The organism is Stutzerimonas decontaminans, from assembly GCF_000661915.1.
Lineage (GTDB): Bacteria > Pseudomonadota > Gammaproteobacteria > Pseudomonadales > Pseudomonadaceae > Stutzerimonas > Stutzerimonas decontaminans.
On sequence record NZ_CP007509.1, the window covers coordinates 2,441,032 to 2,467,123 of the forward strand.

The window sequence follows — 26,092 nt, forward strand, 5'->3', positions numbered from 1 at the left end:
ACTGCGTTTGGATTCCATCTCAATTTCCAGAACCAGCACTCGCTTCGCCTAACTTCGTCGCTTCAATTCCCACTTCCACAGCACAATGCCTATGAAGATCGCTCGCGCCAAATTTCATCCATGGATACAAATAATGCTAATCTGTATCTACAGATCAAACTGAGGCGAACGCATATGAGCGCAACTCTTCAAGAGGCGGTCATTTTTACCAAGGATCAGTGCGCCACTGGCTTGCGGGCTGCGGTGAACATTCTTGATAAATGGCAGGCAACTACCGAACAGGCATGTCGGATATTGCGCATCTCTCGCAGCACCCATGCTCGCGCCAAGCTGCGCAATCCGGATTGGTCGGTCAGCCTGGACGCGGATCAGATGCAGCGGGTGAGCCTCATCCTGAATATCCATGCTGCGCTGCGGTTGATCTTCGACAACCCGGAAAACACTTATGGCTTCGCGGCGATGCCCAACAACAACGAGTTCTTCAATGGGCGATCGCCCCTGGAGGTCATGGCACAGGGCGACATGATTTCGCTGTACGAGTCGTTCCGGCGGATCGACAGCCTGAGGGGCGCGCAGTGGTAGTGCCGCAGCGCCTGCCAGTCCGGCCGGAAGGCAGGTTGCAGGCGTACCGGCTGGTCAACTCGAAATTCCCACCCATTGATCTGTTCGATGATGTGGCCGATGCCGATGAGTTCGAAGTGCTCTATCAGCTGCAGGCTTTGACCAATCCCCGCCTGCACAACGAGACCGGTCGCCTCGAACTGATTCCCCGTTCGGAAATCCCCTTTGGCATCCCCGGCTGCTCCTACGCTACCGCCCCCTTTACCCACGTGAATCCCGCCGGCTCGCGCTTCAGCGATGGCAGCTACGGCGTGCTCTACCTGGCCGACAGCATGGAAACCGCGCTCGCAGAGGTTCGTCACCATCAGGAGCTGTACTGGTCCAAGGTCGTGGGGCTCAACTTCGAACGCTTCGTTTTCCGCGGACTGTCCTGCCATTTCAATGAGGCAGGGATGCTGGATGCCATCGCTGTTGCGATGACGGACCCAATCTACGATGCCGCGGATTACTCTGCAGGTCGTCAGTTCGGTCGCCAGGTCAGGCAGGACGGTTTTCCAGGATTGCGCTACCACTCGGTGCGCAGGCCGGATCAGTGTTGCTGGGCCCTGATGACCCCGCGCTGTGTGCTTTCCGTTATCCAGGCCGCCCACTACGAGATGATCTGGAACGCCGGCATTACCAGCGTCAGCGCAATCGGCGAGGTCTGATCGCAGACGACTGCCACCGCTCATCAGCCGGAATGAGGCTGCCAAAGCGCTGTAACAAACGCCGCGCATTATCTGCTCATGGACTCCCCATGGCGCACGGACGCTCCACCGAACTCACGAGATGAGGACGCGAACATGAGCAAGCGATCACTCGAAGAACTGGTCACTCGATCGGATATCAGCGCACTCCAGCCTATGGCGCACTGGCGCCGCGGGCGTCGTATCGGTCACGACAAGCCATGCCCGAACGCAGCTGCGCTGATTCAGCGCGCCGCACAGGATGTCGGCATGCTAAGAGCAGCTTTAAATAGCTAAGCGCACCTTATTGTTAGATGTTTGGATCCGATCGAAGATCGTTTGTCGCAGGCATTTTGCGTCCTGGCCGACGGTCAACGGCAACAACGGCAGGCGCTCTACCCTACGCTCAGAAACAGCACACCCTCGTCGGAGTTCAAACCGTGCCGGGACCACGACTTCCGCGCCGGGCGCGGCAGCCCAGCGTACGGGGAGATCAACATCGGTTACTAGCCGTGCCGTCCCGCTGCCAAGGGTCTGGCAACGTCAACGACCAATCTATGGACACCGGCAAGCTCTGGGCGCAGCTGCAGCGCACCTACTGAGCGATGCAGGTCGCGCCGCCCCACCCGATCGACCTGCACGACTAGTGCGCGTGACGAGGTAAACGCAGCGAAATCAGCGCGGCGAGCAGCACGAACAGTGAAGAAACCCACAAGCAGGCCTGCAGCCCATAGGCCTGGAATACCCAGCCAGATAGCAAGGTGCCGATCAGCCGGCCCATGGCGTTGGACATGTAGTAGAAGCCAACATCGAGCGAGACGCCGTCTTCCTTGGCGTAGCTGACAATCAGATAGCTGTGCAGCGAAGAGTTCACCGCGAACAACGCACCGAACAGCAATAATCCACCGATCAGTACCCATTGAGGCGACGCATTGCCCGTCAGCCCGACGGCGATCGCCGCGGGCAGTGCCGCCAACAGCGCAGCCCAGATGAAGGCTGCGCGTCCGTCCGGCACCTTGCCGCTGCGCTTGCCAGTGATGGCCGGCGCGATCGACTGGACGATGCCGTAGCCGATAACCCAGCAGGCCAGAAAGCCGCCGACCATCCAGAAATTCCAGCCAAACACCGTACTCAGGTACACCGGCAACGCGATGACGAACCAGACATCGCGCGCGCCGAAGAGAAACAGCCGCGCCGCAGACAGCACGTTGATCGCCGGACTCTTGGAGAGGATGTCCTTGAATTTCGGCTTGGCCTTCGCCTTGCCAAGATCCTTTCTCAGCAGCACCAGGCTGCTCAACCAGATCACCGCCAGCACCGCAGCCATCGCCAGCACCGCGCCGGCGAATCCCAGTAGCGTGAGCAACAAGCCGCCAAGGAAGAATCCGACGCCCTTGAGCGCATTCTTCGAGCCGGTGAGGATGGCCACCCATTTGTACAGCGTGCCCTGCTGACTGTCGGGCACCAGGAGCTTGATCGAGCTCTTGGCCGACATCTTGTTCAGGTCCTTGGCGATACCGGACAACGCTTGCGCGCCCATCACCCAGGCAACCGTCAGCCATGGCGCCGGCACGGTCAGCATCAGCAGAGCCACTACCTGCATCGCCAGGCCGAGGTTCATCGTCCGGTTCAGGCCGAGCCGCGCACCGAGGTAGCCACCGACCAGGTTGGTGATGACACCGAACACCTCGTAGAACAGGAACAGCGCGGCGATCTGCAGCGGCGAGTAACCCAGCGCGTGGAAATGCAGCACCACCAGCATGCGCAGGGCACCGTCGGTGAGCGTGAAGGCCCAGTAATTACCGGTGACGATCAGATACTGGCGCACCTCGGGGGACAGTCGCGCAAGGGCTTGCATGGCGGGTTCCGGTTCGTTGGTCAAATGGTCGTTACAGTGCAATAACGTGCAAAAGGCGGCCTGGGTGAGAACCAGCGGTGGGCTTTGCCCCACCAGCTATCTCCACCTTGAACCGCCCTCACCGCTCAAATGCGCTTCATCCCGCCAACCCCACCTTGCGCGCCAATTCAACGGTGCGGTTGGCATAGCCCCATTCGTTGTCGTACCAGGCGTAAATCTTCACTTGGGTGCCGTTGACCACCATGGTCGACAGCGCATCGATGATCGACGAGCGTGGGTCGGTGCGGTAATCGATGGAAACCAGCGGCCGCTCCTCATACCCGAGAATGCCCTTCAGCTCGCCTTCGGCCGCGGCCTTGAGCAGCTGATTTACCTCGACGGAATCGGTCGGGCGCTCCACCTCGAACACGCAATCGGTCAGCGAGGCATTGGCCAGCGGTACACGCACGGCATGGCCGTTGAGCTTGCCGCGCAGCTCCGGGAAGATTTCGGCGATCGCCGTGGCCGATCCGGTAGTCGTGGGAATCAGGCTCATGCCCGAAGCCCGCGCGCGACGCAGATCCTTGTGCGGCTGATCGAGAATGCTCTGCGTATTGGTCAGGTCATGGATGGTGGTGATCGAGCCATGACGGATGCCGAGCTGCTCGTGAATCACCTTGACCACCGGCGCCAAGCAGTTGGTGGTGCAGGACGCCGCGGTGACGATGCGATGCTGCGCCGGATCGAACAGACTATCGTTAACGCCCATGACGATGTTCAGTGCACCCGGTTCCTTCACCGGCGCGCTGACCACCACGCGCTTCACGCCCTGCTCCAGATACTGTTGCAGCACTGCCACGGTCTTCATCTTGCCGCTGGCCTCGATGACCAGATCACAGCCCGACCAGTCGGTGTCGGCGATCGCCTTGTTGGCGCTGACCTTGACCCGCTGGCCGTCGATCACCAGCCAGTCGCCATCGGATCCCGCTTCGTGTTGCCAGCGGCCATGGATGGAATCGAAGTTCAGCAAATGTGCATGGGTGGCCGCGTCCCCTGCCGGATCGTTGATCTGCACGAAATCCAGCTCCGGCCAATCCCATGCCGCGCGCATTGCCAGACGTCCGATGCGGCCGAAGCCGTTGATGCCCACTTTGATGCTCATGGATGACTCGCTTTTGAAATGTGATTCAGGAGGTTCGTGGTGCAAACATGATGATCGCCATGCCCAGCAATGCCACCGTGCAGCCGAGCAGATCCCACCAGGTCGGGCGAACGCCATCGACCAGCCACAGCCAGACCAGCGCCACGCCGACATACACACCGCCGTAAGCCGCATACACGCGCCCGGCAGCAGTGGGATGTAAAGACAGCAACCAGGCGAACAGCGCAAGAGAGACCGCCGCCGGCACCAACAACCAGATACTCTTGCCCTGTTTCAGCCAGAGGTACGGGAGGTAGCAGCCGACGATTTCTGCGACCGCTGTGATCACAAACAGGCCAAGCGTATTCAGCATGAGAAGCCCGTCATGCGCCGAAGCGTTCGATCCAGCCGACATGCGCCGGATGCTGGATCGCCTTGGGCCGCAGCACCTGCACACTGGCGATGGCGGTTTCGCGCGGCACTTCCCGGTTTATGAGAATGCGCGCGGCGATCAGCCCGGTACGCCCAGAGCCACCCTTGCAGTGAATGGCGACGCGCTTGCCGGCATCCAGCAGTTCATTGATCCGAGCCGCAGACTGTTCCCAGGCCTGGTCGAAATCTTCTAGCGGCACCTGTTCGTCGGCCACTGGCAGATGGAACCACTCGAGTTCGCGCTCGGCGCACAGCTGCGGCAGCTGAGTCGCTTCGTTACGAGCCAGCTCTTCAGCAGGCATCAGCGTGATCAGCGCTTCGGCGCCAGCCGCTTGCAACGTGGCCAGCGCCTCATCGACGCTGGTGCCCTTGCTACCTGGGCACGGCGTGAAGATCAGCTGAGCGGCGCTGCCGGGAACATCAAGAATGTCATAGGGGTGATTGGACACGCGAGCGATTCCTGAAAGTCAGATAGAGCGTTGATTGACGCGACGGGACAGCGCTTCGGCCGACTCCTTGCGTTCGGAGTAGCGATCGACCAGATAGTCGGCCCGACCACGCACCAGCAGAGTGAACTTGATCAGCTCCTCCATCACGTCGACCACGCGGTCGTAGTAGGCCGAAGGCTTCATCCGGCCGGCGTCGTCGAATTCGAGAAAGGCCTTGGCCACCGAGGACTGGTTGGGGATGGTGACCATGCGCATCCAGCGGCCCAGCACACGCATCTGGTTCAGGGCGTTGAATGATTGCGAGCCACCGCTGACCTGCATGATCGCCAGCGTCTTGCCCTGGGTCGGGCGCACCGCCCCCATGGCCAGCGGCACCCAGTCGATCTGCGCCTTGAATACCGCGCTCATCGAGCCGTGACGCTCCGGCGAACACCACACCTGACCTTCCGACCACTGCATCAGCTCGCGCAGCTCCTGCACTTTCGGGTGGCTGTCCGGTGCATCGTCCGGCAGCGGCAATCCAGACGGATTGAAGATGCGCGTCTCGGCTCCGAAACGCTCTAGCAGACGCGCAGCTTCCTGCACCAGCAGACGACTGTAGGACCGCTCCCGGTTGGAGCCATAGAGCAACAGAATGCGCGGTTTGTGAGCCTGCCCGGCCGGCAGGTCGAGCTTGTCGAGGTCGGGCAGATCAAGCAGATCGGGGTCGATATTGGGCAGATCGTCGTTCATTAGGCATGTCCTGCAAATTAAAGAGCGCCGATGCGAGCCAGCTCAGCTCTCAGCGTAGCGGCATCCAGCTGCGCAAGCGGCAGTGCGAGAAACGCTTCGATACGCAGCCTTAGCCTGGCCAGCGTGGCATCGAACGCTGCCTCGACTTCCTCGGGGCTGCCGACGCTCTCGGAGGGGTCGGCAAGCCCCCAGTGCGCCTTGGTGGCCGGACCGAAGTACACCGGGCACGCCTCACCGGCGGCCTTGTCGCAGACGGTGATGACGAAGTCGGGATTCAGCGCCTGATGGGCGTCGCTGCTTTTGCTGTACAACCCAACCGCGGCAATTCCCGCTCGCCCCAGCGCTGCAAGTGTCAGCGGGTTGATCTCGCCTCTTGGTTCGCTGCCGGCACTGAACGCACGCATGCCGGCTGGTGCGAGATGGTTGAACAGTGCCTCGGCAAGAATGCTGCGACAGCTGTTGGCAGTGCAGAGAAAGAGAATCTTCATGGTCGTCCTTTGATTCAGGCACACGAGCTGGCCCGCTCGGGGCGGTTGCGCATGCTCTCGAGGCGCTGCACGTTGTCGCCGAGCCAATTCCTGTTGGCGGCCAGAATCGGCTGCAGCATGTCGGTCACCCAATCAGGCAGGTGCGGATGGAGCCGGTAATAGACCCACTGGCCCTGACGGCGGTCTTCCAGAATTCCGCATCCACGCAGCAGCGCCAGATGGCGCGAGATTTTGGGCTGGCTTTCATCCAGCGCATAGGTCAGCTCACACACACACAGCTCGCCTTCGCGAGCGATGAGCAATGCGATCCGTACGCGAGTCTCGTCTGCGAGGCATTTGAATACAGCGGTGGGCGTCAGGTGCTCGACCATGGATATGCCTTCTCAACGCTTGTTCTTGACCAGCACGAACATCTTGATGCGCTCGTGTATCTCGTGAAGCGTGTGCCGGTAGGCATCCGGCTGGTTGCTGGTGGCGGGGTCTTCGAAGTTCCAGGCAATGTACTCGCCAGCCCCAGGCAGCGCATGGCATTCCAGCGAGGACTTGTCACACAGTGTGATTACGAAATCGAACTGCTGCCCTTCCAATTCCACCAGTGCTTTGCTGCGCAAACCCTCTGTCGGAACGCCGAGCTGCTCGAGCGCTGCGAGCGCGCGCGAATCGACCTGTGTAGGGGCAGTGCCTGCACTGAAGGCCTCGAAGTGCGCCGAATCGGTATGCCGCAACAGCGCCTCGGCGAGCTGAGAGCGTGCCGAATTGGCAACGCAGACGAACAGGACACGAGCTTTGTAGGCCATGAAGCCGATCTCCAGAAGATGTGCTCGGGCGAATATATTGCTTAACGTATATGCAAGTAAAGCACCCGGCATTTATTGCAGACATAAGGCTCGCATTTGGCTAAAGCCTATGTTTGTTCAGCCGGCGCAAGGGGCGTATATTCTGTTCCGCATATATTTATGTAACGGATGACAGCTAATGACAGGAGCCGCTTGATGACAGCGTCCAACGTTCTCGATGTGATCGTCATTGGCGCCGGACAGGCTGCCCTTACAACCGCGTACTTCCTGCGTCGCACATCGATGTCCTATCTGCTGCTTGACGAGCAATCCGGCCCCGGCGGTGCCTGGCTGCACGCCTGGGAGTCGCTGAGGCTGTTCTCACCTGCCGCCTGGAGTTCGATTGCAGGCTGGCCGATGCCCGCGCCAGCCGAACCGGGCAATCCGACGCGCGACGACGTTATCGATTATTTGCGACATTATGAAGACCGCTACCGGTTTCCGGTCCAGCGCCCGGTTCACGTCGACGCGATCAGCCGCCTCGGCGACCTCTGGCGCGTGCGAGCCGGCAACCGGCAGTGGCTGGCGCGCGCGGTCATCAGTGCGACGGGCACCTGGGGCAAGCCATTCGTTCCAGATTGGCAGGGCCGGGCGGATTTTCGGGGCCAACAGGTTCATTCAGCGCACTACCATGATCCGGCTCCCTTCGCAGGCAAACGGGTAATGGTGGTAGGTGGCGGCAACTCCGGCGCGCAGATCCTTGCCGAGGTATCCCAAGTCAGCGAGACACGCTGGATCGCCCAGGAGCCACCCGCGTTTCTACCCGACGACGTCGACGGCCGCGTGCTGTTCGAGCGAGCCACCGAGCGCTGGAAGGCGCAGCAGGAAGGACGCAGCATCGACGAACCGGTAGGCGGCTTCGGCGACATCGTCATGGTGCCACCGGTGCGCGAAGCCCGTGAGCGCGGTGTTCTGGTGGCCGAACGGCCCTTTGTACGCTTCACCGAAACGGGCGTCGAATGGGCTGACGGGCGTCGCGAGGATCTTGATGCGGTGATCTGGTGCACCGGTTTCCGCCCGGCGCTGGATCACCTTGGTGAACTCGGCATCATCGAGGCAGATGGCAAGGTACAGGTAGAAGAAACCCGTGTCGTGAAGCAACCCAATCTCTGGCTGGTGGGCTACGGCGACTGGACCGGCATGGCTTCTGCCACACTGATCGGCGTCACCCGCACGGCGCGAAGCACTGTCGACCAGGTCGCTCAGGCACTTGGTGCGACGCCCCAGCAGCGTCCGCAGTAACCATCCAATGCAATCCCGATCATCATGCGAGAAGGTGAAATAAGCGATGTCCAGTCAATGTGAAGTGGTCGGCAAGAAAGCCGCCGGCGCGCCGCTCGGATTCTTCGAGCGCTACCTGACGTTCTGGGTTTTCCTATGCATCATTGCCGGCACCCTCCTCGGCCTGGGCCTCCCCGCCGCAGCGCAAACGGTCGGCGCGCTGGAAATCGCCCATGTGAACATTCCGGTCGGCCTGCTGATCTGGGTGATGATCATCCCGATGCTGATGAAGATCGATTTCTCGGCCCTGCGGGAGGTCTATGCACAGCGGGCGAGCATGGGCGTCACCCTGTTCGTCAACTGGGCGGTCAAGCCATTCACCATGGCCCTGCTGGGCTGGGTATTCATCAAGCACGTATTCGCTCCATGGCTACCGGCATCCGAGCTGGACAGCTACATGGCAGGCCTGATCCTGCTGGGCGCCGCCCCGTGCACCGCGATGGTCTTCGTCTGGAGCAATCTCTGCAACGGCAACGCCAACTTCACCTTGACTCAGGTCGCACTGAACGACGTGGTGATGGTGTTCGCCTTTGCGCCAATCGTCGCGCTGCTGCTCGGCGTATCATCGATCCCGGTGCCCTGGGACACCCTGCTGCTCTCGGTGGTGATGTACATCGTCATTCCACTGGCCATCGCCCAATTCATTCGCGCTCGACTGATGCAGCGTGGCGAACGAGCTTTCCAGGCGGCACTGGCGAAGATCCAGCCGTTTTCCATCGTGGCATTGCTAGCGACCCTCGTCCTGCTGTTCTCCTTCCAGGGCGAAGCGATCGTAGCCCAGCCGTTGATCATCGCCATGCTTGCGGTACCGATCCTGCTGCAAACACTGTTCATCGCTGGGCTGGGCTACTGGCTCAACCGTCGCTTTCTGGTTCGCCATGATGTTGCCGGCCCCTCCGCAATGATCGGCGCCTCGAACTTCTTCGAACTGGCCGTCGCCGTCGCCATCGTGCTCTATGGTTTCAATTCAGGTGCTGCCCTTGCGACCGTGGTTGGCGTCTTGATCGAAGTGCCGGTCATGCTCTGGCTAGTGCGCAGCATCAACCGCAGTCGTGAGTGGTACAACCGCGCATTGCCGGCTGATTGAGCCAGACGCTAACCTGCGCTTGATCCTGATCAGCAGGGCGTTGCGCAGGCTGGCTACCATTGATGTAGACGCCTGACAGGAACATAGAAATGGATAGCCCTGCGCAAGACCAACCAGCACCCGCCGCTCACACACCACCGTCTCTAAGGACGCACTTGGGCAGCTTCTGGCGAGACCACCCGACAGAGGCCAAGATACTGCTTGGCATGTGCGCAGCGTTCCTGCTGATCTTCTTCCTGCCGGTGGGCCAACCCCGTTTCGAGAACTCCGTACTGGAAGGCCTACGTCTGACGCAGTGGTACGCCCGCGAGCATGTGATTCTTTGCCTGCTGCCGGCCTTCGTCATCGCGGGCGCTATGGCCGTCTATATCAGCCAGGGCGCAGTGATGAAGCACCTTGGCCCAGCTTCGCCGAAGCCGGTGGCGTTCGGTGTGGCGTCCATCGCTGGCACGCTGCTGGCCGTATGTTCGTGTACGGTGCTGCCACTGTTCGGCGGTATCTACAAACGTGGAGCCGGCCTAGGTGCGGCGATTGCCTTTCTCTATTCAGGGCCTGCGATCAATGTGATGGCCATCGTGGTGACCGCCAAGGTGCTGGGCGCCGAGCTCGGGATTGCCCGCGCCGCTGGTGCAATTCTGTTCGCACTGGTGATCGGCGCCATCATGCACCTGCTTTATCGGCACGAGGAGGCTGCACGCGCGGCCAAAAGTGCCCGCGGCTTCGCCGGTGACGACAGCGGGCATCCGCTCGGCGACATCGTCGCGTTGTTCAGCTTGATGATCGGCATTCTGGTATTCGCCAACTGGGCCAGTGCGGAGAATTCGGCCTGGATGGCGGTACATGCCTGGAAGTGGCCGATCACCGCAACGCTCGCCATCTTGCTGGCGACATTGCTGGTACGTCGCTGGAATTGGTCGGTGCAACCACTGCTGATGATCGGCGCGCTGGTGACTGCGAGCGCTCTGCTTGCGCCACAATGGCCGGAGCTTGCCATGGTCATAGGCATCGCGGGGTTGATGCTACAGGCCAGTCGCGAGAATGCAGCAGGCCAGGAGTGGGTCGGTCAGAGCTGGGACTTCACCAAACAGATCATGCCGTTACTGCTTGGCGGGGTGCTGATCGCCGGCATGCTGCTCGGACGCCCCGGCCACGAAGGGCTGATTCCTAGCGAGTGGGTAGTCTGGGCTGTGGGCGACAACAGCTTCACCTCCACCCTCCTCGCCTCGGTCCTCGGCGCCTTCATGTACTTTTCTACCCTGACCGAAGTGCCCATTGTCGAGGGTCTGCTAGGAGCTGGGATGGGCAAGGGCCCGGCGCTGGCAATCCTGCTGGCGGGACCTGCGTTGTCGTTACCGAACATGCTGGTGATTCGTACCGTGCTCGGCACGCAGAAAACGATCGTGTACTGCTCGCTGGTAGTGGTTATGGCCACGCTCAGCGGCTATATCTATGGCCAACTGATGTGAGAACGACGATGAAAATGACTGTTTATGGGTCCGGATGCGCCAAGTGCCAACAACTCACCAGCAATGCAGAAGCTGCCGCAAAGCGACTCGGGCTGGAGTACGAGGTCGAGAAAGTCACCGACGTCAACGCCATCATCGAAGCGGGAGTCATGCGCACCCCAGCGCTGGCGGTGGACGACGAAATCCTCGTGGAAGGCAAGGTACCCAGAAGCGATGAGCTCCAGCAACTCCTTGGCTAAGTGAGGCCGTGACAGCGCCGTGCTGCATTATGCGGCGCGACTTTGTTCCATCGAACGGAACCGTCCTGCGCAGTTCAAGGCCTCATAAGTGAACCTGCCAGGAGAGTGAGAAGTGTCCGATTCGATGACGTACTTGGCCATTGCGGCTGCCGTGGGACTGATAGCGCTTAATCTGCTGGCAATCATCAGCGTATTCAAAAGCAACCGAACCGTAGGCGCAAAGGCCCTCTGGGCGATTGGTGTCGCCATTTTCCCAGTGCTGGGCCTGCTGTTCTGGCTATTGGCAGGACTACGCCGAGCACATTGATCAGGGCTTCAGACCCAGCAGATACAGCGCCCGGCCGAGCACTCTTACCGAGTCGGCATGCTTGCCGGCCTGGTGCAACTGCTCGCCCTCGGCGCGCAATTCACGAACCTGCTGCAGGGTGGCAGCGTCCTTTGGCGGATTGGTCTTGAGCTGCTCGTCTATCTTGGCCATGTCCATGGGACAGTGCATCGCCAGCAGCGGCGAACTGAACAGGACGGCAAACGCATAAGCTGTGAGGCGTCGCATGGCTAATTCTCCCGCGTGAGAGGTGCTCACGAAGTATAGATAGCCTTTGCAGAGTCGCTCCGCCGGAAAAAGGATGGCCCGAAGTGCCCCGACATTCTGTCGAGTAAAAGAAAAAGCCCCAAGCAACGAGTTGCTTGGGGCTTTCAATATGGAGGCCGATGTCGGAATCGAACCGGCGTACACGGATTTGCAATCCGCTGCATAACCACTCTGCCAACCGGCCTCAAAACGAACGCGCCGCATTATGACTGCGGCGCGATCTTACAAACTGGAGCGGGAAACGAGACTCGAACTCGCGACCCCGACCTTGGCAAGGTCGTGCTCTACCAACTGAGCTATTCCCGCGTTGTCTTGGTGACGGGCGCCATTCTATACGATCGGATGCTGCCGTCAACCCCTTGATTAAAAAAGTTTTTATTTCTTTTCGGTGGGGCTCAGGTGCGGCCATGCAGCCATCAGGTAATTGATCATCGACCACAACGTCAGAGCCGCCGCCACGATCAACAACGCATAACCTAGGCCAACCCAGATCGTGGGTTGTGACGGATTCGCCAGCAAGATAACCAGCGCGACCATCTGCGCGGCCGTCTTCCATTTGCCCAAGTTCGATACTGCCACCTGCGCACGCGCGCCCAACTCTGCCATCCATTCGCGCAGCGCCGAGACAACGATCTCCCGGCCGATAATGATCGCTGCCGGCAAGGTCAGCCAGAGGTTTGCATGTTCTTCGACCAGCAACACCAGCGCTACGGCCACCATCAGCTTGTCGGCGACCGGATCGAGAAAGGCCCCGAACGGCGTGCTCTGCCCCAGCCGCCTGGCAAGGTAGCCGTCGAGCCAATCGGTCAGCGCTGCCACAGTGAATACGGCGCTCGCAGCCAAGTAGCTCCAGTAGAACGGCAGATAAAAAAGCAAAATAAAAACAGGTATCAGCAGCACGCGTAGAACGGTGAGCAGGTTAGGGATATTCATCGGTACCACTGATCGGCGGAATTCGAAGGACAGTTTACTCACTGTGCAGAGCGGCATAAATCGACTCGGCGAGCTTTTTACTGATACCGGGAGCCTTGGCGATCTCGTCGAGGCTCGCTCTGCACAGTTCCTGAAGACCACCAAAATGCGTAAGCAGTTCGCGGCGGCGCTTCGGGCCAATGCCCGGAACCTCTTCCAGAGTCGACGTCCGCCGTGCTTTTCCGCGTCTAGCACGGTGGCCGGTAATGGCGAAGCGGTGCGCCTCGTCGCGCACCTGCTGGATCAGGTGCAGCGCCGGGGAGTCAGCCGGGAGCGTGAATTCGTGGGCCGCGTCGTTGAGGTAAAGAGTCTCCAATCCGGGCTTGCGGGTCACGCCCTTGGCCACCCCGAGCAGGATCAGTTCCGGTACGGCCAGCTCTTCGAGTACCTCGCGAGCCATGTTGAGCTGCCCCTTGCCGCCATCGACCAGCAGAATGTCCGGCAGCTTGCCCTCCCCCTCTGCGGCCTTGCGGAAGCGCCGGGACAGCGCCTGATGCATCGCCGCATAGTCGTCGCCTGCGGTGACGCCTTCAATGTTGTAGCGGCGATAGTCCGACTTCAGAGGGCCTTCCGGGCCGAACACCACACAGGAGGCTACCGTTGCTTCGCCGCTGGAATGGCTGATATCGAAGCATTCCAGGCGCTGCGGTGATTCGTCGAGTTCCAGCGCCTCGGCCAATGCTTCGAAGCGAGCCGACAGGTGCTGACGGTTGGCCAGGCGCGCACCCATCGCCTGCTCGGCATTGGTCAACGCCAGCTGCTGCCAGCGCGCTCGCGTGCCACGCACGCGATGAGTGATGGTGAGTTCGACGCTGCGCAGCTCGGCGATCGCACTGATCAGCGTGGGGAAATCTTCGTGCACTGCGTTGACGATCAGCTCCCCGGGCAAGTCGCGCTCGGAGGCACCCAGGTAGTACTGCTCAAGAAACGCCTGCAGCACTTCGCTGACACTTTCTTCAATCGCAACCTGCGGGAAAAAATTTTTGCTCCCCAGCACGCGGCCGCCGCGCACGCTGATCAAGTGAACGCAGGCGCCGCCTGGGCTGACCACCGCTGCGACGATATCCACGTCGCCATTGCCGCCTTCCATGCTCTGCTGGTCCTGCACGCGGCGCAGGATGCCGATCTGGTCGCGGATTTCGGCCGCGCGCTCGAAGTCGAGGTTCATCGCTGCCTTTTCCATGTTACGTGACAGCTCTTCGGCCAGTGCGTTGCTACGGCCTTCTAGGAACATCACCGAATGACGCACGTCCTCGGCGTACTCGTCTGCGTCCACCAGATTCACGCAAGGCGCCTTGCAGCGCTTGATCTGGTACTGCAGACAAGGCCGTGTGCGGTTTCGGTAGTAACTGTCTTCGCACTGGCGCACGAAGAAGGCCTTCTGCAGCAGACTCAGGCTTTCGCGGATCGCCCCGGCGCTCGGATAGGGTCCGAAGTAACGCCCTGGCGCCTTCTTCGCCCCACGATGAATGCTCAACCGTGGAAATTCGCCGGCCGAGAGAAATACATATGGATAGGACTTATCGTCACGCAGCAGGATGTTGTACGGCGGCCGCCACTGCTTGATCAGGGTCTGCTCGAGCAGCAGCGCCTCGGTCTCGTTCGCAGTGATGGTGGTTTCCACCTGCGCGATCTTGGCTACCAGAGCAGCGGTTTTCGGCGCCTGCCCGGTCTTGCGGAAATAGCTGGCCAGGCGCTTCTTGAGGTTCTTGGCCTTGCCGACATAAAGCAGCTTGGCCTGCGCATCGAACATGCGATAAACGCCTGGACGGCCGCTGCAAGCTGCCAGGAATGCAGATGAGTCGAAGGCTTCTGTCATCAGTTGACGGTGTCGACCATCCCGTGGCGAACGGCCAGCAGGGCAAGCTCGACATCACTGGTAATCGACAGCTTTTCGAAGATGCGATAGCGGTAGGTGTTGACCGTTTTTGGCGAGAGACAGAGCTTGTCGGAGATGCTCTGTACTTTCTGGCAGTTGGCGATCATCAGTGCGATCTGGATTTCCCGCTCCGAAAGCAGATCGAACGGCGATTCGCTGAGCTGCGGCTGGAACGACTTCAGCGCCAGTTGCTGGGCAATTTGCGGGCTGATGTAACGCTGACCACCGAACACCATGCGGATGGCCTGCACCATTTCTTCCAGTGCTGCCCCCTTAGTCAGGTACCCCGCCGCACCGGCCTGCAGAAGGCGCGTCGGGAACGGGTCTTCTTCGCAGATAGTTACAGCGATGACCTTCAGATCTGGGTAGCTGCGTAGCAGCTTGCGGGTCGCCTCGAGACCACCGATGCCGGGCATCTTGACGTCCATCAGGACGACGTCGGGCTTGAGTTCCCGCGCCTTGCGGATCGCGTCTTCGCCGGAATCCGCCTGGCCTATCACCTGAAGACCAGAGATGTCCGCCAGCATGCGGCTGATGCCTGTGCGAACCAAGTCGTGGTCATCGACCACCAGCACCCTAATCAAGCAGACACCTCATTGACCGTACTAAAAGCTGGCTGGCTGCTCGCTTTTTCAGGAGCGAACTCTATCAAAAAAATCATCGACCTGGCCGATCACGATGCAGGTAACTGATCGAGATCATGACTCTGCGGCGCCAGCCGACGAACTGCATGCTGAACGCCGATGGACGGCCAAAGTCACAAACCTGATGATCATTTCCGTGGATTTCCCATGCTCACCCTGATCGCCGCGCTGGTCCTGACAGCCACCCACATGCTGGCCGGAAGGCTGAGCAAACTGCACCAGCTGCCGCGCAGCCGTTGGCTATCTGCTGCTGGCGGCGTCGCCGTCGCGTATGTATTCGTGCACCTACTGCCTGAGCTGGCCGACGGACAAGAGGTGATGGAAGATAGCGGGCTCCACCCGTTGCGCTATCTGGAACACCACGCCTATCTGCTGGCATTGCTTGGCCTGGTCTGCTTCTACGGGCTAGAACGGCTGATCAAGCAGCACCGGGACGAGCGGCCTGAAGGTGCACCTTCCCACGCCGGCGTTTTCTGGCTGCACATAAGTGCATTCGCCGGCTACAACGCACTGATTGGCCATATCCTCGCCAACCGAGACCCAGGTCAGGCGCTGGAGTTGGTCTGGTACACCGTGGCCATGTCGCTGCACTTCATGGTCAACGATGTAGCGCTGCAACACGACCACCAGGACCTGTTCGCTCGGCGCGGCCGATGGATCCTGGTGGGATCGACGCTGATCGGCTGGGCGTTTGGCTCGGCAGTTCAGCTCTCCGAGCTGGGTATATCGGCGGTTACGGCGTTCATCGCCGGCGCGATCATCCTCAACGTCCTGAAGGAGGAGCTGCCGACGGAAAGGAACAGCCGATTCGGAGCGTTCCTGCTCGGCTCGCTCGGCTATTCGTTCCTGCTATTGCTGATGTAGCCGACGCAACCGTGCCTGTGCTTCATCATCTCGGTCTAGCATCACGCAGTGGGATGTGCAGGAAATAACTCGGAGTAATGTACTGCGAGTTGCGGCAGCGAGACGGAGAGATGCGGCTGCGCTACGCCGACCAGCAAGATCTCCATGTCGCTTCGCATTTGGCAAGGTTCCGTCTCTCAGTTCGAGCGCAGCAATGCCGGTCACAAGGCAGGCTGATCAGCACGACAGGTCGCAGACGCGGATAGGCTTTCATGGCGAGGAATCGGGTCGAGCTCGCACCCGGGAGAGCCTGATCCAGATCGTGTCAGCCAGAATCCTGTCCGCCATTGCCGTTGGCGGCGAGCAGATGACTGAGCACCGAGCGCATCTTGCCTGGCTTGACCGGTTTGTTCAGCACCGGCACACCGCAGCCCTGCAATTGCTGGCGGCATTGGTCACTGCGATCGGCGGTAATCATCACCACCGGCAGCGTTTCGCTGAAGCAGTTCCGCACCGCGAGCACGACGTCCCAACCGGTCAGCCCGTGATCCAGATGGTAATCGGCGAGGATCGCATCCGGCGCGACGCCAGCCAGCGCTGCCACTGCGCTTTGCTCGTCGGTGGCAGTCACCACCGTGCAGCCCCACTGTTCGAGCAACGCAGTCATGCTTAGCAGGATGCTCTCTTCGTTGTCGATCACCAGCAGGCGCCGCCCAGGCAGCGGATCGCCCAGCTGCGGCACGACCGGTGGAGCCGCAACCCGCTCGTGGGGCATCGCTTCGGCCAGCGGCACATCGATACTGAACACCGAACCACGCCCCGGTTTCGAACGCACCAGTACCTGATAGCCGAGCATGCTGGCGATACGGTCGACGATGGCCAGCCCCAGCCCGACTCCACTGCGTTTCGCGGATCGACCGACCCCGAGCTGATTGAATTCGAGAAAGATCGAACCCAGCTCCTCCTCAGGGATGCCCCGGCCGGTATCCCAGACCTCGATACGCAGCGCCCCGGCACGCCTGCGAGCACCCACCAGCACCGCACCCTGATCGGTATAACGGCAGGCATTGCTGAGAAAGTTGCGCAGGATTCGCGTCAGCAGACGGAAGTCGGTCTTGATGGCGAATCGCGGAATGTAGTGCTCCAACTGCAGCCCCGCAGCAGCAGCAACCGACTGAAATTCGGACACCAGCGGCAGCAGGACATCGTCCAGCGAATAGATATCGATATCCGGTTTGATCGCGGCCTGATCGAGCTTGGAAATGTCCAGCAGATCGGTCAGCAGGTCTTCGGCGCCTTCCAGCGCCTGATGCGCCCGTTCGACCAGATGCAGCTCGTTCTGCGGCAATTGGCGTTCGCGCAACGTCGAGATCAGCAGGCGCGCGGCATTGAGTGGCTGCAGCAGGTCGTGGCTGGCCGCGGCAAGGTACTTGTCCTTGCTCAGGTTCGCGGCCTCGGCTGCATCGCGGGCTTCGCGCAGTTCGCAGGTGCGCTCGGCGACACGCTGCTCCAGTTCTTCGTTGAGCTGCAACAGACGCAACTGCGCCAGTTTGCGCTCGGTAACGTCGGCGACGAAACCCTCTACCAAGCCATCCTCATCCGGCTTGAGCAGCAGGTTCATGATCACGTAGATGGCGCTGCCGTCCTTGCGGCGCAGGCGCGTCTCATAGCCGAACAAGCCATGCTGCTGGCTCAGGGTATGGCGGATCTGCCGCAGCTCCTCCTCACCGCCAATGAAAAGGTGATGAGACAGATCGGTCAGTGCCCACAGCGCCTCTTCCGGGGTCTCGTAATTGAGCATGCGTGCCAAGGCAGGATTGGCGGCACGAATACCTTCGTGGAGGCTGGCCTGGAAGATGCCGTGCACCGCATGCTCGAACAACCATTTGTAGCGGTTGCGCTCGTTTTCCAGCTCTTCCAGACGTGCCACCAGCTCTGGGTAGTGACTCTTGCGCGCGGAATGGCTGCCAAAGCCGAGCAGTTGCGTCAGGGCCTGATGCTGATCATCAGAGCGCTTCGGCATAGACGACCTCGACGTCCCGCTGCGTCGACGAGCGTGGATTGGTCAGGATGCAGGGGTCCTGCATCGCATGTTGCGAAAGGAACGGAATATCGGAGAGGTTCACGCCGTGCAGGCTGAGCGTTTCCCTGAAGCCAATCTGCTGCTTCAGGTCGATCAAATGCTGCACCAGACGTTCGCGCACCTGCCGGTGATTCAGCCCGCGCGAATCGATGCCAAGGGTTTCGGCGACCTTGCGGTAGCGGTCCGGCGAGGCGTCGTAATTGAAGGCGACGACATGTTCGACCAGCACGGCATTACAGACGCCATGCGGTAGATCCAAGTAGCCGCCGAGACTGTGGGACATGGCATGCACGGCGCCGAGAATCGCGTTGGAGAACGCCAGCCCGGCCTGCATGCTGCCAAGCATGATTTGCTCGCGCAGGGCAATATCCGCTGGATTGGCGATCATTTGCGCAAGATTGCCGTTGATCAGTCGCATGGCCTCCAGCGCGTGCGGGTCGGTCAGCGGACCATGGCCGGTCGATACGAATGCCTCGATGGCGTGCACCAGCGCATCGATGCCGGTGCAGGCGGAGAGAAACGGGTCCATGCTGAGCGTGGTTTCCGGGTCGATCAGCGAGACATCCGGCACGGCTGCCTTGCTGACGATGGAGAACTTCATCCGCTCTTGCTGGTTGGAAATGATCACGAACTGTGAAACATCTGCCGAGGTCCCGGCAGTCGTTGGAATAAGAATCAGCGGTGGGCTGGGCACGCGCAGCGTATCCACCCCTTCGAATTCATAGATATGGCGCCCATGCGCCGCGACGATGCCGATACCCTTCGCGCAATCCATGGGGCTACCACCGCCGACTGCGACAATCACGTTGCAGCCTTCGCTGCGATACAGCTCGGCGCCGAGCATTACCTCTTCGCAGCGGGGGTTGGGCGAAACATCAGTGAACAGGCTGTGTTCGATGTGATGCCGGTCTAGACTGGCCTGCACGTCAGCCACCCAGCCCGCCTTCACGACGCCGGGGTCGGATACCACCAGCACCTTTCGCGCACCGAAGTTGGCCGCACAGGTGCCAACACTATGGCGACAGCCGGCACCAAAGATGATTTCTGGAGAGACGAACTTGCGCTGGAGGCTGATATTCGGGCTCATGACTGCGGCCTTTTTTATTTTTTGTAACTAACTGGCGCAAGCCTACTGCAATGCTCACGTAAAGCAATGCGCCAAATGGCTGGCCATGCCACCCGCCTGGCGGAATGCCTCAGAGCAGCTGCTGGTAGAAGCGCAGTTCCCGTTGCAGCGCATCCGCGAGGTTGGCTGCCTGTCGAAACCCGTGGCGCTCCTCGGGGTACAGGCGGTACTCCACCGCGATACCACGATCACGCAAAGCCTCAACCATCGCCTCGGTCTGCTCCGGCAGCACCACCGCATCCTGTCCGCCCTGCAGGAAGATTACGGGTGCAGCAATACGGTCGGCGTTATGCAGCGGGGCGCGCTCACGGAAGCGCTCCGGCACCTGCTGCGGATGGCCGATCAGCCAGTCCAGGTAGTCGCCCTCGAACTTGTGCGTCACCCGCCGCAGGGCCAGCGGATCACTGACGCCATACAGGCTGGCGCCGCCGCGAAACAGCGCTGTCGCGACCAGCGCACTCAACGCCGTGAAGCCACCGGCGCTGGACCCACGGATGAACAAGCGCTGCGGATCGACCGCGCCCTGCTCCACCAATGCCCGTGCGGCCTGGCAGGCGTCTTCCACGTCGACAATGCCCCACTGCTCGCGCAATCGCTGTCGATAGGCCCGCCCGAAGCCACTGCTGCCGCGATAGTTCACGTCGACCACGGCGAAACCGCGCTGAGTCCAGTACTGGATGCGTGGATCGAATACCGGATAGCTCGCCGAAGTCGGCCCGCCATGAGCGAATACCACCAGAGGTGGCAAGGCCCCCGGCTCGCCGCGGCAGTTCGCATTGGCGGGTGGGTAAAAGAAAGCATGTGCGACCTCGCCATCACCGGTCGGAAAGCACATGGATTGCGGGCGCGACAATTGACTGGCCGACAGCGGCTGCGCTCCGCCGGCGAGAATCTGCACCGCTCCACTGGCCCTTTCGATGGCGAGTACCGCGGGTGCTCGCTCCGGAGCGCCAGCGATACAGAACACGTGGGTCTGGTTGGCGGCCAATTGGCGGCACCGGGTGAAGTCCGCTGCCAGTTGGCGCCGGCTGCCATCGGCAGCGTGCTCGAACAGCCAGCCATAACCATCGACCATATGCGTCAACAACAGGCCGCCACCAGCCAGTGGCAGGTAGCTGATGGTGCCCAGCTGCCAGGGCGCCGGTGCGCAGTCGAAGTCCTGTGCCTCGTCCGCCTCTCCGGATGCCGTCAGCGAATGCCGATGCAGCTGGCCGTCTGCCTCATAGAAAGGCTGCCAGAAACCCAAACGGTCGCTGAGGCAGAACAGCCGGCCGTCGGAGGCGAAGCGTGGCTGTTGCAAGGACTCGCCTCCATCCGTGCCTGCCAGGCATTGCCTGTTGCCCCAACGCTCGTTAGGCAGGCGTTCAGCTGCGCACAGGCGCGACGAGGCCCAGGGCTGTTCGGGACGATCCCATTCGATCCAAGCCAGCCGTGCACCGTCCGGACTGAGCACCGCAGCGGCATAGAAGTCGGCGCCCTCCACAACAACACGACGCGCACCATCGACCATGGAGATACTCACCAGACGATGCACGACGCCAACGGCCTCATGGGATTCCTCCAGCGCCAGAATCGCATCACTGACGGGGTCATGCTGCAGATCGCCATAACGGCGTTCAGGCGCCGCCGTCAGCGCGATTGGCGGCGGCGCGGTCTCGGCCTCATCGGTCAGCTGCAGGTAGATCTGCTGATCCGCTTCGTTGACGAAGGCGATGCCCTGCCCGGCCAGACAGAACGCACCGCCGCCGTATTCATAAACGCGACTGCGTACCGAGAAGTCGTCCGGGGTCAGGCGGCGTGCGCGGCCGGCCTGCCAGAACCACAGCGTGCAGCGCCCCTGAGCGGGGTCGTACTCGATCCAGAACAGCCCGCCGTGCCCGGCCCGCAACTCAGCATAATCCCGACTCGTGGCCGCTGCGGCCTCGGCGCTCCAGGCGCTGGGCCAGAAGCCATAGGGCAGCGCCTCGGCGGATTGGTGGGGCATGGACGAATCGTTGCGGGGCGATTTCATACCTTGAGGATGAGCTTGGAGGTCTTCTCATTACGGTGCTGCAGCTGATCGAGCCCCAGTGCGCCGTGGTCTGCCTGCTCGCGAGCCGCAAGGATCTTGCCGTGGTGTGCCGACTTGCTGCACACGGGGTCGGCATTGGTGGCGTCGCCGGTGAGCATGAAGGCCTGGCAACGGCAGCCACCGAAATCACGTTCCTTCTCGTCGCAGCTGCGGCAGGGTTCGGGCATCCAGTCGTAGCCGCGAAACTTGTTGAAGCCGAAGGAGTGTCGCCAGATGTGCTCGATGCTGTGCTCGCGCACGTTGGGGAACTCCACCGGCAGCTGTCGCGCGCTGTGGCAAGGCAGCGCCGTGCCGTCCGGAGTGATATCAAGGAACAGGTTGCCCCAGCCGTTCATGCAGGCCTTCGGCCGTTCTTCGTAGTAATCGGGCGTCACGAAGATCAGCTTGCAGGGATGGTTTTGGGCGGCGAGCTTGTCGCGCCACTCGTTGGTGATGCGCTCGGCACGTACCAGCTGCTCCTTGCTCGGCAATAATCCGGCACGGTTCAGTTCGGCCCAGCCGTAGAACTGGCAGGTGGCGAGCTCGACGAAATCGGCTTCGAGCTCGATGCACAGACGAATGATCTGGTCGATGTTGTCAATGTTGTGCCGATGCGTGACGAAGTTGAGCACCATCGGATAGCCGTGCTTCTTCACCGCACGGGCCATTTCCAGCTTGTGCGCGAAGGCCTTCTTCGAACCGGCAAGCAGGTTGTTCACCTCCTCGTCGGCCGCCTGAAAGCTGATCTGAATATGGTCCAGCCCGGCCTCGGCGAAACTGGCGATCTTCTCTTCAGTGAGGCCGATGCCAGAAGTGATCAGGTTGGTGTAATAGCCGAGTCCGCGTGCCGCTTCGATCAGCTCTACCAGGTCCTGGCGCACCAGCGGCTCACCGCCTGAGAAGCCAAGCTGGGCCGCGCCCATCTCGCGTGCCTGGCGGAATACTTCGATCCACTCGGCGGTGCTCAGCTCGTCGTGGCTGCGGGCGAAGTCCAGCGGATTGGAGCAGTACGGACACTGCAGAGGGCAACGATAGGTCAGCTCCGCCAGCAGCCAGAGCGGCGGGCCAGGCTCGTAGCCAGGTTTAGCGAAGCTCGATCCAGAACCGTTCAACGGCGACCTCCAGAAACGCGACGATATCTTCTTGAATTCCTTCGGCCTCGGGATAGCGGACCTGCAGGTCGGCAACGATTGCGCCGACGCTGCGGGTTCCATCCACCTCGGTCAGCACTGCCGCGGCGCTCTCGTTGAGTTTGATCATGCCTTCCGGATAGAGCAGTACGTGGCAGTTCTGCGCCGGCTCCCACTGGAAGCGGTAGCCTCGGCGAAAGGCTGGAATCTGGGTCAGTTGGATATTGCTCATGGTCGTTGTCTCGCCAGTAGGCAGGCGGGCAGCCCGGCCAAATCAATTGTGCTCGTTGGCGGTGGGCTGAAGCCCACCCGTGGACGCACGCTCCTAGAAGCTGATGCCCTTGTGCCAGATCCGTTCACGCGTCACGGTGTGGTACGGCGGGCGATCCAGCTCGTAGGCCATGCTCATGGCGTCGAGCATGCTCCACAGCACGTCGAGCTTGAACTGCAGGATTTCCAGCATACGCTCCTGCGCCTCGCGGGTGCGGTAGTGCTCCAGGGTGATGCGCAGGCCGTGCTCGACGTCGCGGCGCGCCTCCTTCAGTCGCTTGCGGAAGTAGTCGTAGCCGGAGGCATCGATCCAGGGATAGTGCTGCGGCCAGCTGTCCAGCCGCGACTGGTGGATGGTCGGGGCGAAGAGTTCGGTCAGCGAGCTGCTGGCGGCTTCCTGCCAGCTGGCGCGGCGAGCGAAGTTGACGTAGGCATCCACCGCGAAACGCACACCGGGAAGCACCAGTTCCTGCGACAGCACCTGCTCGCGATCCAGCCCGACGGCTTCGGCCAGCCGCAGCCACGCCTCGATGCCGCCCTCTTCGCCTGGCGCGCCGTCATGGTCGATGATGCGCTGAATCCACTCCCGGCGGGTATCACGATCCGGGCAGTTGGCCATGATCGCCGCGTCCTTCACCGGAATGCAGACTTGATAGTAGAAGCGGTTGGCGACCCAGCCCTGAATCTGCTCGCGCGTCGCCTGGCCGGCATACATGGCCCGGTGAAACGGGTGATGGATGTGGTAGTACTCGCCCTTGGCGCGCAGCGCCTGTTCGAATTCGGCGGGACTCATGGTTGGCAGGTTCATGACGGTGTCGTTCCTTTTCTTTTCGTTCCGTTGTTCTTTACTCGAGCTGCCTCACGGTCTGTAGCCGCGTCTTAGCAGCGCGTCGCTACAGCTCGATGTTCATGCCGTCGAAGGCGACTTCGATTCCGTGCTCGCCGAGGATTTCGCGTTCAACGGAGTCTTCATCGAGGATCGGATTGGTGTTGTTGATGTGGATGAGAATCTTGCGAACCGCGGGCATGCCGTCGAGCACCTCGATCATGCCGCCCGGGCCGCTCTGCTGCAGGTGTCCCATCTCGCTGCCGAGCTTGGTGCCAACCTCGCGCACGAGCATTTCGTCGTCACGCCAAAGGGTGCCGTCGACCAGGAGGCAATCGGCCTGGCGCATGGTTTCGAGCAAGTCATCGCTGACCTTGCCCAGGCCCGGCGCATAGAACAGCGTGCCACCGCTTTTGCGATCCTCGATCAGCAGGCCGATGTTGTCGCCGGGATGTGGATCGTTGCGATGCGGTGAATACGGCGGCGCCGAGCTGCGCAGCGGGATCGGCGTGATATGCAGGTTCGGGCAGCAGGGAATGGTGAAGCTGCCGGCCAGGGCGATGGGGTTCCATTTCAAGCCGCCGTTCCAGTGTTCGAGCATGTTGAACAGCGGGAACCCGGTGGTCAGATCCTGATGGACCATCTCGGTGCACCAGACCTCATGCGGGCAACCTTCACGCAGGGTCAGCAGGCCGGTGGTGTGATCGATCTGGCTGTCCAGCAGAACGATGGCACCGATGGCGGTATCGCGTGGCGCACGGGCCGGCTGCAGCGTCGGGAACGACTCCAGCTGAGCGCGGATGTCCGGCGAGGCATTACATAGAATCCAGTCGACACCGTTATCACTGATGGCGATCGACGACTGGGTACGCGCCTTTGCATTGAGCGTGCCGGCGCGCAGGCCGGCGCAGTTGGCGCAATTGCAGTTCCACTGCGGAAAACCGCCGCCCGCAGCGGAACCAAGAATACGGATGAACATGGACAGCCCCCAAAAGCGAAGCCCCGGCCGGAGCCGGGGCTGATCGATCAACGGTTTGCGAAGTACATGGTGACTTCGAAACCAATACGCATGTCGGTGAAGGCGGGTTTAGTCCACATAGGTCGGTCCTCTTTTTATGGTGCCGGAAGATTCCGACAGCCCAATTAAGCCCCCTGTTCTGCCTAAAGCAGAATGGTACTTTGGAAGGAGACAGCGCCGTGCCTTGGTAGTGCCCGACAGACGGCCGTCCGTTGTTACACCGTTTCTCATTCAGCTAACGCCTGCGGCGAGAGGCTGTCAACTTGAACCCAGCGCCGGCCGATCATTGGCGTTTCGCCAGGCCAGTTCGTTGGTAATGGTCGCCATGGGGACGAACATCGTGCCGTCGAACTTGCTGAGCTCCAATCCCTGCTGAATACGCTGCGGCCAGTCGTTATTGGCCAGCGCAGCCTTGCCTATCGCGACCAGATCCATATCACCATCGACGAGTAAGCCTTCAGCCTGCTCGCCCGTGACGATGCCGCCGTTCCCAATCACCGGGATCGTGACGCAGCTCTTGGCGATCGCAGCAAAGCTCGGCCCTTCGCCGAACGCCGGTGCGGCCGCATCCGGCTCGGTGACGTGCAGATAATCGAGACCGGCATCGACCAGCGCGCGAAAACGCTGCCCGGCTTCGTCCACTCCACCTTCCCATTTCAGCTTGCTATCGCAAACCATGCTTTGGGACAGACGCATTCCAACCACGAAGTCATAACCCACCTCGGCGCGTACGGCGCGGATCACCGCCAGAGGCATATTCAGGCGCTGCAGGTAGTCGCCGCCCCACTGATCAAGTCGCTGGTTGAATTCGGCGCTGATGAATTCGTGCAACAGGTAACCATTGGCACCATGCAGCTCGACGCCGTCGAAACCGGCCTCGCGCGCGTGACGCGCAGCCTGGGCGAATCCCTGGATGGCCTCCTGGATCTCCTGTTCGCTCATTTCGGCCGGGGTCGCGTAAGGACCCTCGCCGCCGTAGAACGTCAGCTGAAACCCGCTGGGCTGCACCGCCGACGGCGCGATATGGCGGGCATGATGGATGTTGCCCTGAGTCTGGGCGCCCCCATGCATGAGCTGAGCGACGAAAGCGGCGCCCGCGTCATGAACGGCTTCGACTACCAGTCGCCAGCTATCGCGATGCGCCTCGGTGGCCAGCCCCGGTTGATTGAAGTAGCCCTGGCTGAAGGCCGTATCGGTATAGATGCCTTCGCTGATGATCAGGCCGAAACCGCCCTTGGCGAACGACGCATAGTAGTCCCGCATCAGTTCGTTGGCGGCACCCTCGGCTTCGGCGCTGACACGGGTCATGGGCGCGACGACCGCACGGTTGCGCAGGCGCATATGTTTCAGCGTATAGGGCTCGAACAGTTGCGACATGGTGTTTT

General features: G+C 61.2%; 30 protein-coding genes and 2 tRNA genes. 9 read left to right on the forward strand and 23 right to left on the reverse strand.

What is annotated here, in order from left to right; translation table 11 throughout:
* The first annotated feature begins 174 nt into the window (after positions 1-174).
* The 3 genes from UIB01_RS11205 to UIB01_RS22765 all read left to right on the forward strand — a co-directional run bounded on the left by UIB01_RS11205 (position 175) and on the right by UIB01_RS22765 (position 1,583).
* Positions 175-582 (forward strand): antitoxin Xre-like helix-turn-helix domain-containing protein, encoded by a 408-nt coding sequence (locus UIB01_RS11205; RefSeq protein WP_038660238.1) that lies wholly within the window; start codon positions 175-177, stop codon positions 580-582.
* On the forward strand, positions 582-1,268 hold the full coding sequence (locus UIB01_RS11210) for an RES family NAD+ phosphorylase (RefSeq protein WP_038665690.1): 687 nt from the start codon (positions 582-584) through the stop codon (positions 1,266-1,268). The genes UIB01_RS11205 and UIB01_RS11210 overlap by 1 nt, the downstream gene beginning before the upstream one ends.
* Before the next feature lie 135 nt (positions 1,269-1,403).
* On the forward strand, positions 1,404-1,583 hold the full coding sequence (locus UIB01_RS22765; RefSeq protein WP_080695082.1) for a hypothetical protein: 180 nt from the start codon (positions 1,404-1,406) through the stop codon (positions 1,581-1,583).
* Positions 1,584-1,929: 346 nt separating this feature from the next.
* Here UIB01_RS22765 and arsJ read toward each other — a convergent pair whose 3' ends face one another.
* The 8 genes from arsJ to UIB01_RS23435 form a co-directional block, all read right to left on the reverse strand.
* Positions 1,930-3,144: an organoarsenical effux MFS transporter ArsJ gene (gene arsJ / locus UIB01_RS11215; RefSeq protein ID WP_038660241.1), complete on the reverse strand. Its 1,215-nt coding sequence runs from the start codon at positions 3,142-3,144 to the stop codon at positions 1,930-1,932.
* Between the two features lie 136 nt (positions 3,145-3,280).
* Positions 3,281-4,285 carry an ArsJ-associated glyceraldehyde-3-phosphate dehydrogenase gene (locus UIB01_RS11220; RefSeq protein ID WP_038660244.1) on the reverse strand — a complete coding sequence of 335 codons (1,005 nt, stop codon included), beginning with the start codon at positions 4,283-4,285 and terminating at the stop codon, positions 3,281-3,283.
* A 25-nt stretch (positions 4,286-4,310) separates the two neighbouring features.
* A complete protein-coding gene (locus UIB01_RS11225) occupies positions 4,311-4,637 on the reverse strand; it encodes a YnfA family protein (protein WP_038660247.1) in 327 nt (108 codons plus the stop codon).
* A gap of 10 nt (positions 4,638-4,647) precedes the next feature.
* On the reverse strand, positions 4,648-5,145 hold the full coding sequence (locus UIB01_RS11230; protein WP_038660249.1) for a phosphatase domain-containing putative toxin: 498 nt from the start codon (positions 5,143-5,145) through the stop codon (positions 4,648-4,650).
* Between the two features lie 18 nt (positions 5,146-5,163).
* Positions 5,164-5,877: an arsenical resistance protein ArsH gene (gene arsH / locus UIB01_RS11235; protein ID WP_038660252.1), complete on the reverse strand. Its 714-nt coding sequence runs from the start codon at positions 5,875-5,877 to the stop codon at positions 5,164-5,166.
* Between the two features lie 17 nt (positions 5,878-5,894).
* Positions 5,895-6,365 (reverse strand): arsenate reductase ArsC, encoded by a 471-nt coding sequence (locus tag UIB01_RS11240; protein ID WP_038660254.1) that lies wholly within the window; start codon positions 6,363-6,365, stop codon positions 5,895-5,897.
* Between the two features lie 14 nt (positions 6,366-6,379).
* The gene (locus UIB01_RS23430; protein WP_038660257.1) at positions 6,380-6,736 is read right to left on the reverse strand and encodes a metalloregulator ArsR/SmtB family transcription factor; all 357 of its coding nucleotides are present in this window, start codon (positions 6,734-6,736) and stop codon (positions 6,380-6,382) included.
* Between the two features lie 12 nt (positions 6,737-6,748).
* Positions 6,749-7,162, reverse strand: coding sequence for an arsenate reductase ArsC (locus tag UIB01_RS23435; RefSeq protein ID WP_038660260.1), 414 nt, complete (start codon positions 7,160-7,162; stop codon positions 6,749-6,751).
* Positions 7,163-7,357: 195 nt separating this feature from the next.
* On the opposite strand from UIB01_RS23435, the gene UIB01_RS11255 reads away from it, so the two are divergent.
* From UIB01_RS11255 to UIB01_RS11275, 5 genes are all read left to right on the forward strand, one after another.
* Complete coding sequence (locus UIB01_RS11255) at positions 7,358-8,443, forward strand: ArsO family NAD(P)H-dependent flavin-containing monooxygenase (RefSeq protein ID WP_038660263.1); 1,086 nt, start codon at positions 7,358-7,360, stop codon at positions 8,441-8,443.
* Positions 8,444-8,489: 46 nt separating this feature from the next.
* On the forward strand, positions 8,490-9,569 hold the full coding sequence (gene arsB, locus UIB01_RS11260) for an ACR3 family arsenite efflux transporter (protein ID WP_038660266.1): 1,080 nt from the start codon (positions 8,490-8,492) through the stop codon (positions 9,567-9,569).
* Between the two features lie 206 nt (positions 9,570-9,775).
* On the forward strand, positions 9,776-11,035 hold the full coding sequence (locus UIB01_RS11265; RefSeq protein ID WP_230585245.1) for a permease: 1,260 nt from the start codon (positions 9,776-9,778) through the stop codon (positions 11,033-11,035).
* Positions 11,036-11,043: 8 nt separating this feature from the next.
* On the forward strand, positions 11,044-11,274 hold the full coding sequence (locus UIB01_RS11270; RefSeq protein ID WP_038660272.1) for a thioredoxin family protein: 231 nt from the start codon (positions 11,044-11,046) through the stop codon (positions 11,272-11,274).
* 124 nt (positions 11,275-11,398) lie between these two features.
* Positions 11,399-11,581, forward strand: coding sequence for a PLD nuclease N-terminal domain-containing protein (locus tag UIB01_RS11275; protein ID WP_196247260.1), 183 nt, complete (start codon positions 11,399-11,401; stop codon positions 11,579-11,581).
* Here UIB01_RS11275 and UIB01_RS11280 read toward each other — a convergent pair whose 3' ends face one another.
* From UIB01_RS11280 to gacA, 6 genes are all read right to left on the reverse strand, one after another.
* Positions 11,582-11,827: a PA2433 domain-containing protein gene (locus UIB01_RS11280; RefSeq protein ID WP_038660278.1), complete on the reverse strand. Its 246-nt coding sequence runs from the start codon at positions 11,825-11,827 to the stop codon at positions 11,582-11,584.
* A gap of 149 nt (positions 11,828-11,976) precedes the next feature.
* A tRNA-Cys gene (locus tag UIB01_RS11285) sits at positions 11,977-12,050 on the reverse strand.
* 46 nt (positions 12,051-12,096) lie between these two features.
* Positions 12,097-12,172 (reverse strand) — tRNA-Gly (locus UIB01_RS11290).
* A 69-nt stretch (positions 12,173-12,241) separates the two neighbouring features.
* A complete protein-coding gene (pgsA, locus tag UIB01_RS11295; protein WP_038660282.1) occupies positions 12,242-12,799 on the reverse strand; it encodes a CDP-diacylglycerol--glycerol-3-phosphate 3-phosphatidyltransferase in 558 nt (185 codons plus the stop codon).
* Between the two features lie 34 nt (positions 12,800-12,833).
* A complete protein-coding gene (uvrC, locus tag UIB01_RS11300; protein WP_038660286.1) occupies positions 12,834-14,657 on the reverse strand; it encodes an excinuclease ABC subunit UvrC in 1,824 nt (607 codons plus the stop codon).
* Positions 14,657-15,301 carry a response regulator transcription factor GacA gene (gacA, locus tag UIB01_RS11305; RefSeq protein ID WP_003284948.1) on the reverse strand — a complete coding sequence of 215 codons (645 nt, stop codon included), beginning with the start codon at positions 15,299-15,301 and terminating at the stop codon, positions 14,657-14,659. Before gacA ends, uvrC begins: the two co-directional genes overlap by 1 nt.
* A 207-nt stretch (positions 15,302-15,508) precedes the next feature.
* On the opposite strand from gacA, the gene UIB01_RS11310 reads away from it, so the two are divergent.
* On the forward strand, positions 15,509-16,225 hold the full coding sequence (locus UIB01_RS11310) for a phosphatidylserine decarboxylase (protein WP_038660289.1): 717 nt from the start codon (positions 15,509-15,511) through the stop codon (positions 16,223-16,225).
* A gap of 304 nt (positions 16,226-16,529) precedes the next feature.
* On the opposite strand, the gene UIB01_RS11315 is transcribed toward UIB01_RS11310, so the two are convergent.
* The 9 genes from UIB01_RS11315 to UIB01_RS11350 form a co-directional block, all read right to left on the reverse strand.
* Entirely contained in the window at positions 16,530-18,227 is a 1,698-nt protein-coding gene (locus tag UIB01_RS11315) for a hybrid sensor histidine kinase/response regulator (protein ID WP_038660293.1), read from the reverse strand.
* On the reverse strand, positions 18,211-19,374 hold the full coding sequence (gene ercA / locus UIB01_RS11320) for an alcohol dehydrogenase-like regulatory protein ErcA (RefSeq protein WP_038660295.1): 1,164 nt from the start codon (positions 19,372-19,374) through the stop codon (positions 18,211-18,213). The genes UIB01_RS11315 and ercA overlap by 17 nt, the downstream gene beginning before the upstream one ends.
* Before the next feature lie 109 nt (positions 19,375-19,483).
* A complete protein-coding gene (locus UIB01_RS11325; protein ID WP_051605077.1) occupies positions 19,484-21,424 on the reverse strand; it encodes an alpha/beta hydrolase family protein in 1,941 nt (646 codons plus the stop codon).
* Positions 21,421-22,575, reverse strand: coding sequence for a pyrroloquinoline quinone biosynthesis protein PqqE (pqqE, locus tag UIB01_RS11330; protein WP_038660299.1), 1,155 nt, complete (start codon positions 22,573-22,575; stop codon positions 21,421-21,423). Before pqqE ends, UIB01_RS11325 begins: the two co-directional genes overlap by 4 nt.
* Positions 22,547-22,825, reverse strand: a complete 279-nt coding sequence (gene pqqD / locus UIB01_RS11335; RefSeq protein WP_038660302.1) for a pyrroloquinoline quinone biosynthesis peptide chaperone PqqD — start codon at positions 22,823-22,825, stop codon at positions 22,547-22,549. The genes pqqE and pqqD overlap by 29 nt, the downstream gene beginning before the upstream one ends.
* A 93-nt stretch (positions 22,826-22,918) precedes the next feature.
* Entirely contained in the window at positions 22,919-23,671 is a 753-nt protein-coding gene (gene pqqC, locus UIB01_RS11340; RefSeq protein ID WP_038660305.1) for a pyrroloquinoline-quinone synthase PqqC, read from the reverse strand.
* An 85-nt stretch (positions 23,672-23,756) separates the two neighbouring features.
* Positions 23,757-24,668 carry a pyrroloquinoline quinone biosynthesis protein PqqB gene (gene pqqB / locus UIB01_RS11345; protein WP_038660308.1) on the reverse strand — a complete coding sequence of 304 codons (912 nt, stop codon included), beginning with the start codon at positions 24,666-24,668 and terminating at the stop codon, positions 23,757-23,759.
* Between the two features lie 47 nt (positions 24,669-24,715).
* The gene (pqqA, locus tag UIB01_RS22775; RefSeq protein WP_003284930.1) at positions 24,716-24,787 is read right to left on the reverse strand and encodes a pyrroloquinoline quinone precursor peptide PqqA; all 72 of its coding nucleotides are present in this window, start codon (positions 24,785-24,787) and stop codon (positions 24,716-24,718) included.
* A 178-nt stretch (positions 24,788-24,965) separates the two neighbouring features.
* Positions 24,966-26,084, reverse strand: coding sequence for an oxidoreductase (locus UIB01_RS11350; RefSeq protein WP_038660311.1), 1,119 nt, complete (start codon positions 26,082-26,084; stop codon positions 24,966-24,968).
* Positions 26,085-26,092: the final 8 nt, after the last annotated feature.

Excerpts from the sequence above, each read along its gene's own strand:
- UIB01_RS11315 (WP_038660293.1), bottom strand. The coding sequence starts at position 18,227 with ATGCCGAAGCGCTCTGATGATCAGCATCAGGCCCTGACGCAACTGCTC.
- pgsA (WP_038660282.1), bottom strand. The coding sequence starts at position 12,799 with ATGAATATCCCTAACCTGCTCACCGTTCTACGCGTGCTGCTGATACCT.
- arsJ (WP_038660241.1), bottom strand. The coding sequence starts at position 3,144 with ATGCAAGCCCTTGCGCGACTGTCCCCCGAGGTGCGCCAGTATCTGATC.
- UIB01_RS11265 (WP_230585245.1), top strand. The coding sequence starts at position 9,776 with ATGTGCGCAGCGTTCCTGCTGATCTTCTTCCTGCCGGTGGGCCAACCC.
- uvrC (WP_038660286.1), bottom strand. The coding sequence starts at position 14,657 with ATGACAGAAGCCTTCGACTCATCTGCATTCCTGGCAGCTTGCAGCGGC.
- UIB01_RS11270 (WP_038660272.1), top strand. The coding sequence starts at position 11,044 with ATGAAAATGACTGTTTATGGGTCCGGATGCGCCAAGTGCCAACAACTC.
- UIB01_RS22765 (WP_080695082.1), top strand. The coding sequence starts at position 1,404 with ATGAGCAAGCGATCACTCGAAGAACTGGTCACTCGATCGGATATCAGC.
- UIB01_RS11225 (WP_038660247.1), bottom strand. The coding sequence starts at position 4,637 with ATGCTGAATACGCTTGGCCTGTTTGTGATCACAGCGGTCGCAGAAATC.
- UIB01_RS23430 (WP_038660257.1), bottom strand. The coding sequence starts at position 6,736 with ATGGTCGAGCACCTGACGCCCACCGCTGTATTCAAATGCCTCGCAGAC.
- ercA (WP_038660295.1), bottom strand. The coding sequence starts at position 19,374 with ATGAGCCCGAATATCAGCCTCCAGCGCAAGTTCGTCTCTCCAGAAATC.
- arsB (WP_038660266.1), top strand. The coding sequence starts at position 8,490 with ATGTCCAGTCAATGTGAAGTGGTCGGCAAGAAAGCCGCCGGCGCGCCG.
- pqqD (WP_038660302.1), bottom strand. The coding sequence starts at position 22,825 with ATGAGCAATATCCAACTGACCCAGATTCCAGCCTTTCGCCGAGGCTAC.
- UIB01_RS23435 (WP_038660260.1), bottom strand. The coding sequence starts at position 7,162 with ATGGCCTACAAAGCTCGTGTCCTGTTCGTCTGCGTTGCCAATTCGGCA.
- UIB01_RS11350 (WP_038660311.1), bottom strand. The coding sequence starts at position 26,084 with ATGTCGCAACTGTTCGAGCCCTATACGCTGAAACATATGCGCCTGCGC.
- pqqC (WP_038660305.1), bottom strand. The coding sequence starts at position 23,671 with ATGAACCTGCCAACCATGAGTCCCGCCGAATTCGAACAGGCGCTGCGC.
- UIB01_RS11255 (WP_038660263.1), top strand. The coding sequence starts at position 7,358 with ATGACAGCGTCCAACGTTCTCGATGTGATCGTCATTGGCGCCGGACAG.
- arsH (WP_038660252.1), bottom strand. The coding sequence starts at position 5,877 with ATGAACGACGATCTGCCCAATATCGACCCCGATCTGCTTGATCTGCCC.
- pqqB (WP_038660308.1), bottom strand. The coding sequence starts at position 24,668 with ATGTTCATCCGTATTCTTGGTTCCGCTGCGGGCGGCGGTTTTCCGCAG.
- UIB01_RS11310 (WP_038660289.1), top strand. The coding sequence starts at position 15,509 with ATGCTCACCCTGATCGCCGCGCTGGTCCTGACAGCCACCCACATGCTG.
- UIB01_RS11240 (WP_038660254.1), bottom strand. The coding sequence starts at position 6,365 with ATGAAGATTCTCTTTCTCTGCACTGCCAACAGCTGTCGCAGCATTCTT.
- UIB01_RS11275 (WP_196247260.1), top strand. The coding sequence starts at position 11,399 with ATGACGTACTTGGCCATTGCGGCTGCCGTGGGACTGATAGCGCTTAAT.
- UIB01_RS11220 (WP_038660244.1), bottom strand. The coding sequence starts at position 4,285 with ATGAGCATCAAAGTGGGCATCAACGGCTTCGGCCGCATCGGACGTCTG.
- UIB01_RS11205 (WP_038660238.1), top strand. The coding sequence starts at position 175 with ATGAGCGCAACTCTTCAAGAGGCGGTCATTTTTACCAAGGATCAGTGC.
- UIB01_RS11325 (WP_051605077.1), bottom strand. The coding sequence starts at position 21,424 with ATGAAATCGCCCCGCAACGATTCGTCCATGCCCCACCAATCCGCCGAG.
- UIB01_RS11280 (WP_038660278.1), bottom strand. The coding sequence starts at position 11,827 with ATGCGACGCCTCACAGCTTATGCGTTTGCCGTCCTGTTCAGTTCGCCG.